At 64.0% G+C, this 12,064-nt stretch carries 11 protein-coding genes; 2 read left to right on the top strand and 9 right to left on the bottom strand.

All coding sequences use genetic code 11. From position 1 onward, the window contains the following. Position 1 precedes the first annotated feature (1 nt). The 9 genes from M2375_RS02770 to M2375_RS02730 form a co-directional block, all read right to left on the bottom strand. A complete protein-coding gene (locus tag M2375_RS02770; RefSeq protein ID WP_259163777.1) occupies positions 2-1,000 on the bottom strand; it encodes a tripartite tricarboxylate transporter substrate binding protein in 999 nt (332 codons plus the stop codon). Positions 1,001-1,100: 100 nt separating this feature from the next. After that, the gene (locus M2375_RS02765) at positions 1,101-2,435 is read right to left on the bottom strand and encodes a short-chain fatty acid transporter (RefSeq protein ID WP_259163775.1); all 1,335 of its coding nucleotides are present in this window, start codon (positions 2,433-2,435) and stop codon (positions 1,101-1,103) included. 77 nt (positions 2,436-2,512) lie between these two features. Continuing rightward, positions 2,513-3,268, bottom strand: coding sequence for an SDR family NAD(P)-dependent oxidoreductase (locus tag M2375_RS02760; RefSeq protein ID WP_259163773.1), 756 nt, complete (start codon positions 3,266-3,268; stop codon positions 2,513-2,515). Positions 3,269-3,288: 20 nt separating this feature from the next. Further along, positions 3,289-3,585, bottom strand: a complete 297-nt coding sequence (locus M2375_RS02755) for a YciI family protein (RefSeq protein ID WP_259163771.1) — start codon at positions 3,583-3,585, stop codon at positions 3,289-3,291. A gap of 73 nt (positions 3,586-3,658) precedes the next feature. Then, positions 3,659-4,717 carry a cyclase family protein gene (locus tag M2375_RS02750; RefSeq protein ID WP_259163770.1) on the bottom strand — a complete coding sequence of 353 codons (1,059 nt, stop codon included), beginning with the start codon at positions 4,715-4,717 and terminating at the stop codon, positions 3,659-3,661. A gap of 83 nt (positions 4,718-4,800) precedes the next feature. Then, positions 4,801-5,598, bottom strand: a complete 798-nt coding sequence (gene pcaD, locus M2375_RS02745) for a 3-oxoadipate enol-lactonase (protein ID WP_259163769.1) — start codon at positions 5,596-5,598, stop codon at positions 4,801-4,803. A gap of 153 nt (positions 5,599-5,751) precedes the next feature. Then, the gene (gene pcaF / locus M2375_RS02740) at positions 5,752-6,954 is read right to left on the bottom strand and encodes a 3-oxoadipyl-CoA thiolase (protein WP_259163768.1); all 1,203 of its coding nucleotides are present in this window, start codon (positions 6,952-6,954) and stop codon (positions 5,752-5,754) included. 46 nt (positions 6,955-7,000) lie between these two features. Beyond that, the gene (locus tag M2375_RS02735) at positions 7,001-7,642 is read right to left on the bottom strand and encodes a 3-oxoacid CoA-transferase subunit B (RefSeq protein ID WP_259163767.1); all 642 of its coding nucleotides are present in this window, start codon (positions 7,640-7,642) and stop codon (positions 7,001-7,003) included. Positions 7,643-7,658: 16 nt separating this feature from the next. Continuing rightward, a complete protein-coding gene (locus M2375_RS02730; protein WP_259163766.1) occupies positions 7,659-8,360 on the bottom strand; it encodes a 3-oxoacid CoA-transferase subunit A in 702 nt (233 codons plus the stop codon). Positions 8,361-8,699: 339 nt separating this feature from the next. On the opposite strand from M2375_RS02730, the gene M2375_RS02725 reads away from it, so the two are divergent. Together M2375_RS02725 and M2375_RS02720 are read left to right on the top strand one after the other, a co-directional pair. Continuing rightward, complete coding sequence (locus M2375_RS02725) at positions 8,700-9,530, top strand: IclR family transcriptional regulator C-terminal domain-containing protein (RefSeq protein WP_404979266.1); 831 nt, start codon at positions 8,700-8,702, stop codon at positions 9,528-9,530. Between the two features lie 403 nt (positions 9,531-9,933). Then, a complete protein-coding gene (locus M2375_RS02720) occupies positions 9,934-12,036 on the top strand; it encodes a TonB-dependent siderophore receptor (protein WP_259163763.1) in 2,103 nt (700 codons plus the stop codon). The last annotated feature ends 28 nt before the right edge of the window (positions 12,037-12,064 follow it).

Genomic DNA, 12,064 nt, shown 5'->3' with positions numbered 1-12,064 from the left:
ATTAACCAGCAGTCGCGCCCGAGGTCTTGACCACTTGCTTCCACTTGTTATTTTCAGCGGCGATGAATTTGGCAAATTCTGCCTGCGATTCAGTCACCACTTCGCCGCCCTGGTCGCCAATCTTTTTGATCACGTCAGGCTTTTGCAGCACCTTGATGATGGCCGCATGCAGCTTGGCCTGCACCTCGGCGGGCGTCTTGGTGGGGGCGAACAGGCCAAACCACGAAGTAGCCTCGTAGCCGGGCACGCCGGCTTCAGCAACCGTTGGCACATCGGGCAGCTCAGGCGAGCGCTTGGCGGTGGTCACGGCCAGCGGGCGCAGCTTGCCCGAGCGCACATGCTGGATCGCAGAGGGCATGTTGTCGAACATGATCGCAATCTGGTTGCCCAGCAGGTCGGTCACGGCTGGCGCGCTGCCCTTGTAGGGGATGTGGATCATGTCCACCTTGGCCGTCATCTTGAACAGCTCGCCAGACAGATGGATGGAGCTGCCGCTGCCCGAGGAGCCAAAGTTCACCTGGCCGGGATGGGCCTGGGCATAGCTGATCAGCTCCTTGACGTTCTTGAACGGCTGCGCCGGGTTGGCCACCAGCAGGTTGGGCACATTGGCCACGCGGGTCAGCGGCGCAAAGTCCTTGTTGGGGCTGAAGGGCATCTTCTTGTACAGCCATTCATTGATGGCGTGGGTGCCCACGGTGCCCATGAAGAGGGTGTAGCCGTCGGCCGGCGCGCGCGCTGCAAACTGGCCGCCGATGTTGCCACCCGCACCTGCGCGGTTGTCGATGATGACCGGCTGGCCCAGCTCCTCGCCCAGCGATTGGCCAACGATGCGGGCCAGGATGTCGGTGGTGCCGCCGGCCACAAAGGGCACGACCAGGGTGATGGGCTTGTTCGGGAAGGCCTCGGCCGCCAAGGCGGCGGGCATGAGCGCAGCGCCCAGGCTGGCAGCGGCGATGGCTTGCAGCACGGTGCGGCGGGCGTTGAGGCGGATGGTGTTCATGGGAATCTCCAAAGCAAAGTAAAAGCGGCTGGCACTTGTTTTGTCAGTGCTTGTTGGGTCTCGCGTGACAGCCGGAGGGGGATAAAAGGTCTAGCCTGGTTTATGGCCAGAACAGCGAGGAGCCGATATAGATCGCACCGACCACGAACATCGAGACCACGGTGTAGCCCATGATGTCCTTGAGTTTGAGTTTGGACAGTGCCAGCGCCGGCAGAATCCAGAAGGGCTGCACCAGGTCGTTCCAGCCATTGCCCAGCATCACCGACATGGCAGTGTGGGCCTGCGATGCGCCCAGGGTCTTGGCCGCTTCAATCATGAACGGGCCTTGCAGCACCCAGTGGCCGCCGCCAGAGGGCGCAAAGAAGTTGATGAAGAACGAGCTGATCAGGCCCCACAGCGGCAGGGTGTGGGCGGTCGAGAAGCTCACGAACACATGGGCGATGGATTCGACCAGGCCCGAGGCATGCATGATGGCCATGATGCCGGCGTAGAACGGGAACTGCAAAATGATGCCGCCAATGGTCTTGACGCCTTCATTGACCTTTTCCACATACTTCATCGGCGTGCCCAGCAGCAAGATGCCCAGGAACAGGATGAAGAAGTTGATCATGTTCAGATCGAGGCTGCCGTTTTGCATGAAGTGCATGGCCACAAAGGCCATGCCGGTCAGGCCGATCAGTCCGCTCAGGATGCGGCTGTTGTTCAGGCGGCCGGCAAAGGTCTTCTCATCGCCCAGCAGGTTGGCGGCCGACGCGCCCTTGGCATCGTCGTTGCTGGCCAGCTCAGGGCTGATTTCGGTGACCTTCTCACCGACCTTGGGGTGCATCGCAGCATTGATCAGCGGCAGCACAATCAGCACGGCCAGCGCGGTCAGCAAGATGTGGGGCGAGAAGATGGTTTCGCTCAGCGGGATGATGCCCATCTGCTTTTCAAAGCTGTGGCCCTTGGTGGAGATCAGCACCGGAATCGTGGCCGACAGCCCCAGGCTGTACATCGTGAAGCCCGTGTAGGCCGAGGCGATGATCAGCGGGTAGTGCACGCCCTTGACGCGCAAGGCCAGCTTCTTGGCCATGATGCCGCCAATCACCAGACCAAAACCCCAGTTGAGGTAGCTGCCTACGCAGCCCACGACGGTGGCCATGATGATGGCGCCGCGCGGCGTGTTCACCAGGGCCGCGATGCGGTTGAGGAAACGGTCCACCACGGGCGCGGCGGCCAGCACATAGCCCATCACCAAAATCACCGCCATCTGGGTGGTAAAGGCCAGCAGGCTCCAAAAGCCCTTGCCCCAGTCCTGCACTACCAGGTTAATGGGCCGGCTCTCCACGGCAAAGGCCAGCACCATGGTCAGCAGGGTCAGCAAGATCGCGAATACGAAGGGGTCGGGCAGATACTTGCGCATCAGCTCGGTGAAAAAGGCGGTGATTTTTGACATCAATGTCTCTTGTTATCAGTGGATGAATCAAAACTTGGCGGCCCCTTGATGGATGCGGGCACGCCAGGGGAAAAACGCTAAACCGGGGCCACGCCCACGGTCATGCCGCCGCAGACATAGAGCGTCTGGCCGGTGACAAAACCACTGCGCTCGTCGAGCATGTAGGCCACGGCATGGGCCACATCGCCCGGCGTGCCCACGCGCTTGACGGGCACGGACTGGATGATCTTTTGCGTGCGTTCGGCGTCCGGCGGGTTGGCCTTGTCGAACAGCTCGGTACGGATGGGGCCGGGGCCAATGGCATTGGCGGTGATGCCCCATTGGCCCAGTTCCAGCGCCCAGACGCGGGTCATCCCTATCAGGCCGGCCTTGGTGGCGGCGTAGGCGGTGCGCAAATCCTTGCCCAGCGCCGCGCGTGAGGACATATTGACGATGCGGCCAAAGCGCGCCGCTTGCATGCCCGGCAGCAGTGCCTGCATGCACTGGAAGGCGCAGCGCAGGTTCAGCGACACAGCCAGATCAAACTCCGCCAGTGTCTGGCTGGCGGCATCGTTGGGCACCACGATGCCCACGTTGTTCACCAGGCGGGTAATGGGGCCGCCAGCGAGCGCCTCGCCCAGCGCGCGCGCCGTGTCGTCGGCGCTGCTCAGGTCGGCCTGGATGGCGACAAAGCCCGCCGGCACCTGGTCAATCTGGCGGTCGATGATGACCGGCTCGTAGCCATCGGCGTGGCAGCGCAGCGCCGCGGCTGCACCAATGCCGGCGCCGCCGCCGGTGATGAGCACGCGGGGGCGTGCGGAGATCGATGGGGTGGAGGGGTTGGGGGTGGACATAGAGGTCTCCAAAGCGGAAATCACAGGCTGCATTGGCCGGCCACATAGGCCTTGCGCCAGCGCGTGATGCGCACCTGGGCAAACAGATCAGCCTGGTAGAAAGGGTCGGATTCGATAAAGGCCTGGGCGGCCTCGCGCGTGTCCAGGTCCACCACATAGAGGCCGCCGCCCATGTCGCTGCCGTCGTCTTGCAGCTTGGCGCCGCAGGCCAGCAGCAGCTGGGCGTTGCGGGCCAGAAAGTCCAGGTGTGCGGGGCGGTGGGCCTGGCGCACGGCCTGGTGCTCGGGCTTGTCGAAAGTCTCAATGATGTAGGGCATGGTGGCTCCGGGTAGGGGCGGCAGACTCGCCTTGGGCTGCTGCCGCAGTAATGCGGTGGTCTGGATGCAGGTCTTAAACCGTGGCAATCGGGGTCACCGGCGAGGCAATGGCGCCGGGCAGGTTCAGCGGCGGGGCCGTCAGCAAGAAGCGGCTGCGCCCATGGGCGCGCAGCCACTGCGCCAAAGGCGTCAGGTGCCAGAGCTCGCCCAGGTGCAGGCCCAGCTTGAACAAACAGTGCTCATGCAGGGGCAGCGCCGCGCAGCAGTCGGCACCGGGCAAGGCGGGGTGCGCCTCGACGGCATAGTTGTCAGCGGCGATCACGGCGATCTGGCTGTCGCTGATCCACTGCAGCAGCTTCTCGTCGCGGCCATTGAGCACTGCGCAGCGGTTGTTCAGCACCACCGGGTCGGGATTCTTTTGCATCGCCAGCACGGCCTGGGCAAAGCCGGTGTGCAGGCAGAGCATGTCGCCGGGCTCGATCTCCAGCCGGTCGGCCTCGATCACCCGCATCCACTCGTCGTAGCCGATGAGGGTGCGGGCATCGCCGTAGTGGGCATGCAGGTCCAGCATCACGCCCCGGCCTTGCACCCCGTTTTGGGCCATGCCCTCGATGCCCAAGGCCTTGGCGCAGCTGGTGCTGCCGCTGCTCTCGGGCGTGGGCATGCCGGTGTCGCGCACCAAGAGTGGGCCCAGCACATCGCGGCCTGCGGCATAGCCGTTGTAGTAGAGCGGCTCAGGCACGCCATCGCCATTGGCATCAAACAGCTGGCCCGCATGGGCCAGGCCATCCCACTGGGTGGAGTACTGCAGCGACAGCACGGCCATGTCGTCGGACAGCACATCGGTGCGGCCCGGTTCCAGATCGCCCAGCAGGCAGTTGAAGTTGACCAGGCCCTTGCGCTGCAAGGGGCGCAACACGGGTGGCTTGCGGTTGGGGTTGAGCGCGCTGCCACCGGGGTAGTCCAGCGGCAGGCTGAGCGAAAAGCGCAGGCCCTCGTGCACCTCGGCAACGCCCTGGCGCACCTTGGCGGGCGTCAGCAGGTTGAGCCGGCCGAGTTGGTCATCAGGGCCGAAGTCGCCCCAGGTCGATCCTGCAGGGCGCTGCTTCCAGCGTGGATTGGCATCTGACATGCTTGTCTCCTTGGTAGAGGAAGGGTTGCAGCGGGCGGTTGTTGTTATCGGTGCCCGTCTGCAGCGGGGTTAGTGCAGGGCCATCAATGCTTTTGCAGGAAGCTGCCCAGCGCCAGGTCAAAGGCCTGGGGCACTTCGAGGTTGGACAGGTGCGAGGCGGGCACCGTCGCCAGCTCCGAGCCGGCAATGGCTGCATGCATGGCCTGGGCGTCAGCCACTGTGGTAACCGGGTCCGCGCTGCCTGCAATCAGCAGGGTGGGGGTCTGGATGCGGGCGATGTCGGCGCGCAGGTCTTCCACGGCCAACGCTTCGCAGCAGCTGGCATAGCCTTCGGGGGCAATGCCGGCAATCCAGGCCTGGGCCGTCTGCACCACCTGGGGCTGGCTGGCGATAAAGCCTTCGGTAAACCAGCGGCTGGGCGAGGAGTCGGCCAGGGTCTGCATCGCCGCAGCGCCATTGGCACGCACCAGGGCGGCACGGTCGCGCCAGCCGGCTTCGGCACCAATCTTGGCGGCGCTGTTGGCCACGGTGATGCTGCGCATGCGTGCGCCGGCATGCACGCCCAGCCACAGGCCCGTCAGGCCGCCCATCGAGATACCGCAGAAATGGGCCTGGTCAATGGCCAGGCTGTCCAGAATGGCCAGCACATCGCCGCCCAGTTGTGCAAACTGGTAGGGGCCAGGGCTCAGCACGCTGGCGCCATGGCCACGGGTGTCATAGCGCAGCACGCGGTACTGGCTGCTGAAGGTCTTGGCCTGGGCGTCCCACATGTCCAAGGTGGTGCCCAGCGAGTTGGAGAACACCAGCACCGGCGCGCCCTCGGGGCCTTGCAGATCGATGTTGAAACGGCCGGTCGCTGTGGTGATTTGTTGTGTTGCCATGGCGTTCTGTCCTTCAAAAAGTGCCCGTGCATCGCTGTGCGGGCAGGGCTGCGCCAAGGTGGGCGAGGCAGCAGCGCTGGTGTAGGGGGAGGGTGGTGTGACGCGGGGCAAGGCGTGGCCCTTGCAGGCCTGCACTTGCCGCCGCTGTGGCGATCAGACTTTTTCAAGGACCACGGCAATGCCCTGGCCCACGCCGATGCACATGGTGCACAGCGCGTAGCGGCCACCCAGTGCATGCAGCTGGTTGACGGCGGTAGTCGCCAGGCGTGCGCCCGATGCGCCCAGCGGGTGACCCAGCGCAATCGCGCCGCCCCATTGGTTGACGCGCTGGTCGTCGTCCGCAATGCCCAGGTCGCGCAGTACGGCCAGGCCTTGCGCGGCAAAGGCTTCGTTCAGCTCGATGACATCCATGTCAGCCAAGGTCAGGCCGGCCAGGGCCAGCACCTTGCGCACCGCAGGCGCCGGGCCAAAGCCCATGATGCGGGGTGCCACACCGGCAGTCGCCATGGCCACCACACGGGCGCGCGGCGTCAAGCCGTACTGCTTGGCAGCTTCTTCGTTGGCCAGCAACAAGGCGCAGGCGCCGTCGTTCACGCCGGAGGCATTGCCAGCCGTCACGGTGCCGCCTTCGCGCACCACGCCCTTGAGCTTGGCCAGCGCTTCGATCGTCGTGGCGCGGGGGTGTTCGTCCTGGCTGATCACCAGCGCATCGCCCTTTTTCTGCGCAATGGTCACGGCCACGATCTCGCGTGCCAGGTGACCGGCAGCGATGGCTGCTGCGGCCTTTTGCTGCGAGGCCAAGGCCATGCGGTCTTGGGCTTCACGCTCGATCTTGAAGTCGTCGGCCACGTTCTCGGCCGTCTCGGGCATCGAATCCACGCCGTACAGCGCCTTCATCTGCTTGTTGACAAAGCGCCAGCCGATGGTGGTGTCGTAGACGGCATTGTTGCGGCTGAAAGCGGACTCGGCCTTGGGCATCACAAAGGGGGCGCGGCTCATCGATTCCACACCGCCGGCGATCATCAGCCGTGCTTCGCCAGACTTGATGGCGCGGGCGGCGGTGCCCACGGCATCCAGACCGGAACCGCAGAGGCGGTTGACGGTGGCGCCGGGCACCTCGATGGGCAGGCCAGCGAGCAGGCTGGACATGCGGGCCACATTGCGGTTGTCCTCGCCGGCCTGGTTGGCGCAGCCGTAGATCACATCGGTCACTGCTGTCCAGTCCACACCCGGGTTGCGCTCCATCAGCGCCTTGAGGGGCACGGCACCCAGGTCATCGGTGCGTACACCGGCAAGCGCGCCGCCGTAGCGGCCAAAGGGGGTGCGCACGGCGTCGCAGATATAGGCGTTGGTCATGGTGGTCTCCTTGGATGAATACAGATCGGTGCAGCGCTTGCTGTGCTTACAGCAGGGCCAGGCCAATCATTTTTTCGAGCTCGGCCTTGTCCAGACCTTCGACGCTGTCGATGAGCTTGAGGCCCTGGTCGGTGACCTCGATGGTGGCCACATCGGTGTAGATGCGCTTGACGCAGCCAATGCCGGTTAGCGGATAGCTGCATTGCTTGACGATCTTGCTCTCGCCCTGCTTGGTCAGCAGGTCCATCATCACCCAGGTCTGCTTGGCACCGATGGCCAGATCCATGGCACCGCCCACGGCGGGAATAGCGCCGGCCTCACCGGTGCTCCAGTTGGCCAGGTCGCCGTTTTCTGCGACCTGGAAAGCGCCCAGCACGCAGATGTCCAGGTGGCCGCCGCGCATCATCGCAAAGCTGTCGGCATGGTGGAAGAAGCTGCCGCCTGCCAGCAAGCTGACGGGCTGCTTGCCGGCGTTGGTCAGGTCATAGTCTTCGTCGCCAGCGGCGGGGGCCGGGCCCATGCCCAGAATGCCGTTTTCCGACTGCAGGATGACTTCGCGGTCTTGGGGGATGTGGTTGGCCACGGCGGTAGGCTGGCCAATGCCCAGGTTCACGTAGGCACCATCATGGATGTCTTGCGCCACGCGGGCGGCGACTTCGTCTTTTGTGCGTTTTTGGTAGCTGCTCATGGTCTTGTCTCCTGCTTCAGGCTGCTTTTTTGAAGCCACCGGCTTGCGTGGCAACGCGCTCGATCTTGATGACCTGGTTGACGTAGATGCCCGGGGTGACCACGGCCTCGGGGTCGAGTTGGCCTAGCTCCACGATCTCATGCACGGTGGCGATGGTGTACTTCGCCGCAGTGGCCATCACCGGGCCAAAGTTGCGCGCTGCCTTGCGGTAGGTCAGGTTGCCCCAGCGGTCGCCTTGCTCGGCCTTGATCAGCGCCACATCGCCATAGATCGGGTACTCCAGCACATAGTGCTTGCCATTGATCTCGCGCGTTTCCTTGCCCGCTGCCAGCTCGGTGCCGTAGGCGGTGGGGCAAAAGAACGCGCCAATGCCCGCACCGGCAGCGCGCATGCGCTCGGCCAGGTTGCCTTGCGGCACTACTTCCAGCTCGATCTTGCCGCTGCGGTAGAGCTCGTCGAACACATAGCTGTCGACCTGGCGCGGGAAGCTGCAAATGATCTTGCGCACGGCGCCGGTCTTGAGCAGGGCCGCCAGGCCCGTGTCGCCGTTGCCGGCGTTGTTGTTGACCACCGTGAGGTCGCGCGCACCCTGTGCGATCAGGCCGTCAATCAGGGCTGCTGGAATGCCGGCGGTGCCAAAGCCGCCGATGAGTACGGTCGAGCCATCCTGGACGCGGCTGAGGGACTCGGCAATCGAGTCCGAAATCTTGTTGATCATCTTGTCTCCTGGTTCTGAACACGGGTCGCAACAGGCTGCTGATCCCGCTGCGGCATGGTCGCGCTGCGCTGGGGCAGTGCCTGTACCGCGTGCGACAAACTGCAGTGCCTGCCCGCAGGCAGGGCACTGCATCAGAGGGATCGGCGGCCCTTAAGGAGCCTCTGCACAACCACTGCGCGAGGGGTTGGCAGAGCCTCCCATGAAGCTCTTGGTTTAAATGTTCGTATATAGAACATTAGTTCGCTAAAAGAATTATAGACTGCCTGATAATCCGCTACCCGATGTCCCTGCGATTTGCTTTTGTATTGCCAGGGGCCCGCTCCACGCCAACGACCAAGAATGCGGCCTATGAAAGAAGAAGACCCGACCCTCCGCCCCAGCGACAGCTATGTGCAGTCCTTCGCGCGCGGGCTGGAGGTCATCCGCAGCTTTGGTGCGGCCACGCCCCGCCAGACCTTGACGGAGGTGGCCGAAGCCACGGGCATGACGCGGGCCGGTGCGCGCCGCATTTTGCTGACCCTGCAGACCCTGGGCTATGTACGTGTGGAAGGCCGTTTGTTTGCGCTCACGCCGCGCATCCTGGACCTGGGCTTTGCCTATTTGTCGTCCATGCCGGTGTGGAACCTGGCCCAGCCGGTGATGGACGCGCTGGTCGAGCAGACGCACGAGTCCTGCTCCATCGCCGTGCTCGATGGCCAGGATGTGGTCTACGTGCTGCGCGTGCATACGCACAAGATCATGAGCACCAACTTGGGCATGGGCTCGCGCCTGCCGAGTTTTTGGACATCGCTGGGCCGGGTGCTGCTGGCCGAGCTGCCCGCGCAGGAGCTGCAGCCCTTGCTCGATGGCCGCGACCGCACTTTGTTCACGCGCTTCACCCTCCAGGACGATGCGCAGCTGCTGGCCGAGCTGGCCCAGGTGCGGGCGCAGGGCTGGTGCATGCTGAACCAGGAGCTGGAAGAGGGCCTCACGTCGATAGCGGCCCCGATCCACAATGCCAGCGGTCAGGTGGTGGCGGCGATGAACATCAGCGGCCAGGCCAACCGCACCACGCCCGAAGTCATGCAGGCGCAGCTGCTGCCCCAGCTGTTGCAGGCGGCAGGGCGTGTCTCGGGCCTGATGGGCTACCAGGCGGGGCGGGTGATCGGCAGCAAGCTGGCACTGCGCTGAGAAGCGGGCGCAACCGCGCCTGGCCGGTTTTTTCATCACTTTCCATCCATCCCATGCGCCGATCTTGGTTGCAGGCGGAGGTGTGCCCTTACTGTCTCATTAGCCCTCCGCGCGCTGTGGCATTTACCGAATCGAAGCGCCCGGATGCAAGGGTCTGCTGGGGCAAATTCGATGAAAAATCAGGCGCTTCAGACTTTTCTTAAGAAAACCTGAACATGCCTTAAGAATCTGCTTGCTGTGGCTTTGTCGCCTCCATGCATACCTTTCTTAAAGATATGTAAATGAGAACCATTTTCCTCTTTAAGATGTGCGAGCTTTTCCCGGTGGTAGCCAACCAGCCCTGCGGATTGTCCCTGCGGCACAGCCAAACCGAACACATACCAAAGCGATAAAAGGAACAGGAATGGCTTTCAAGACACAAACCGTGGCAGCAGCAGTGGCACTGCTGTGCGCGGGCTATGCCGTGGCGCAGCAAGCGCCGGCAGAGACGACGCTGCAGGAAGTACGCGTTCAGGCCAATACGGCTGCCGAAGTGGGTTATTCAGCCCCCACGGCCAAGAGCGCCACCAAGATCGAAGCGCCTTTGCGCGATATCCCGCAAACGGTGAACGTGGTGCCCCAGCAGCTGATGCGCGACCAGGCCGTGCAGTCCATGCAGGATGTGCTCAAGGTGGTGCCCGGTATTGGCCTGTCGCATGGCGATGGCCAGCGCGACCAGGTGACGATCCGGGGCTTCTCGGCGATTGCCGACCAGTTTGTCGACGGCGTGCGTGATGACGCGCTGTACTTCCGCGATCTGTCGAATGTGGAGCAGGTCGAAGTGCTCAAAGGCCCGGCATCGGTGCTGTACGGCCGGGGCTCCTCGGGTGGGCTGATCAACCGCATCACCAAGAAGCCCGGCATTGACCGCAGCGAGGTCGGCCTGACCTTGGGCAGCTGGAACCAGCGCCGGGGCGAGTTTGACCTGGCGCGCGCGCCGCAGGACAGCATCGTCTCCTACCGCCTGACCGGCGCCATTGAGCGCGCCGACAGCTACCGCGACCAGCAGTTTCTGGACCGCAAGGCGCTGGCGGGCTCGGTGCAGTTCAAGTTCAGCGCCGACACCCAGTTGCTGCTGCAGGCCGACTACCTCAAGGACAGCCGCCTCACCGACTTTGGTATCCCTGCGTTCCAGGGCCGGCCGGTGAATGTGTCGCCCCGCACCTACTATGGCGCGGCCAATGCGCGCGATACCGATGTCAGCACCTCTGAGGTGTACTCGGCCTCTGCCACCTTGAGCCACCGCTTCAACGACAGCCTGAGCCTGCGCAATGTAGTGCGCTACTACGACTACAGCCTGGACCGCAGCAACACCTTGGTCGGCTCGGTCAACGAAAAAGCGCAGACGGCCAGCCTCAACCGTGGCCATGTGGAGCGCGACGAGCATGGCTTTTTCAACCAGCTGGAGCTGACGCAGAAGCTGGACCTGGCGGGCATGCCGCACCAGATTCTGTATGGCCTGGAGCTGGGCCGGCAGAACAAGGGGCTGCTGAGCATCAGCCAAAGCAATGTGGGGACGGTATCGCTGTTCAACCCGGTGCTGCCCGTCGTCTCGCCGGTGCTGACCGCTGCACCGTCTGCCAACAACGACAGCGTCTTCAGTGTGGCCAGCGCCTATGTGCAGGACATGGTGACCCTGGCGCCCGAATGGAAGTTGCTGGCCGGCGTGCGCTACGACCGCTTCCGCCTGGAGACCGACAACTACACGCCAGGCAGCACCAACCTGGGCCGCACCGATGTGGCCTGGAGCCCGCGCGTCGGCCTGGTCTACCAGCCCAGCAATGCGCTGTCGTATTACGCATCGTTCAGCAAGTCCTTCCAGCCTTCGGGCGAGACCTTTGCGCTGGCGGCCAACAACGCGCAGCTGGCGCCTGAGAAAACCAGCAGCCGCGAGGTGGGTGTGAAATGGGATGTGCTCGATGGCAAGGCCAGCGCCAATGCGGCGCTGTTCGAGATCGAACGCACCAATATCAAGAGCGTGGACCCCGTTACCAACACCTTGGTCCCCCTGGGCGTGCAGCGCACCCGGGGCCTGGAGCTGAGCTTTGCCGGTGACCTGTCGCAGGGCTGGCAGATCTGGTCGGGTTACGCCTACCTGCTGAGCGAGATGACCTCGTCGCCCGCTGTCGATGCCGGCCAGGCCGTCGAAGGCAAGCGTGCCACCCTGACCCCCAAACACAGCGCCAATATCTGGCTGACCAAGGCCCTGGGCCATGGCTTTGGCGCCGGTGGCGGCATCAACTACGTGGGCGCGCGCTTTGCCAACCCGGGCAATACCGTCGTGCTGCCGGGCTATACCACCTTGGACGCCATGGCCTACTACCGCCTGAGCAATGTGGACCTGCAGCTCAAGCTGAACAACATTTTGGACAAGCGCTACATCGTGGCCGGCCACGGCTCCTCGCCCAACCTGAACCTGCCGGGCGCGCCGCGCTCGGTGCAGCTGGTGGCGCGCTACCGCTTCTAAGCTGCAAGGCGGGGATAGAAAAAGGCCA

Origin of the sequence: Comamonas sp. BIGb0152 (genome assembly GCF_024809975.1) — a bacterium.
Lineage (GTDB): Bacteria > Pseudomonadota > Gammaproteobacteria > Burkholderiales > Burkholderiaceae_C > Comamonas.
Note: the sequence above shows the minus strand (reverse complement) of the source record. Positions and strands in the feature narration are given on the sequence as shown.

Bases quoted from the DNA above. Each gene is read 5' to 3' on its own strand.
- M2375_RS02730 (WP_259163766.1), bottom strand. From the start codon at position 8,360: ATGATCAACAAGATTTCGGACTCGATTGCCGAGTCCCTCAGCCGCGTC.
- M2375_RS02720 (WP_259163763.1), top strand. From the start codon at position 9,934: ATGGCTTTCAAGACACAAACCGTGGCAGCAGCAGTGGCACTGCTGTGC.
- pcaF (WP_259163768.1), bottom strand. From the start codon at position 6,954: ATGACCAACGCCTATATCTGCGACGCCGTGCGCACCCCCTTTGGCCGC.
- M2375_RS02760 (WP_259163773.1), bottom strand. From the start codon at position 3,268: ATGTCCACCCCCAACCCCTCCACCCCATCGATCTCCGCACGCCCCCGC.
- M2375_RS02725 (WP_404979266.1), top strand. From the start codon at position 8,700: ATGCGGCCTATGAAAGAAGAAGACCCGACCCTCCGCCCCAGCGACAGC.
- M2375_RS02765 (WP_259163775.1), bottom strand. From the start codon at position 2,435: ATGTCAAAAATCACCGCCTTTTTCACCGAGCTGATGCGCAAGTATCTG.
- M2375_RS02750 (WP_259163770.1), bottom strand. From the start codon at position 4,717: ATGTCAGATGCCAATCCACGCTGGAAGCAGCGCCCTGCAGGATCGACC.
- pcaD (WP_259163769.1), bottom strand. From the start codon at position 5,598: ATGGCAACACAACAAATCACCACAGCGACCGGCCGTTTCAACATCGAT.
- M2375_RS02735 (WP_259163767.1), bottom strand. From the start codon at position 7,642: ATGAGCAGCTACCAAAAACGCACAAAAGACGAAGTCGCCGCCCGCGTG.
- M2375_RS02755 (WP_259163771.1), bottom strand. From the start codon at position 3,585: ATGCCCTACATCATTGAGACTTTCGACAAGCCCGAGCACCAGGCCGTG.
- M2375_RS02770 (WP_259163777.1), bottom strand. From the start codon at position 1,000: ATGAACACCATCCGCCTCAACGCCCGCCGCACCGTGCTGCAAGCCATC.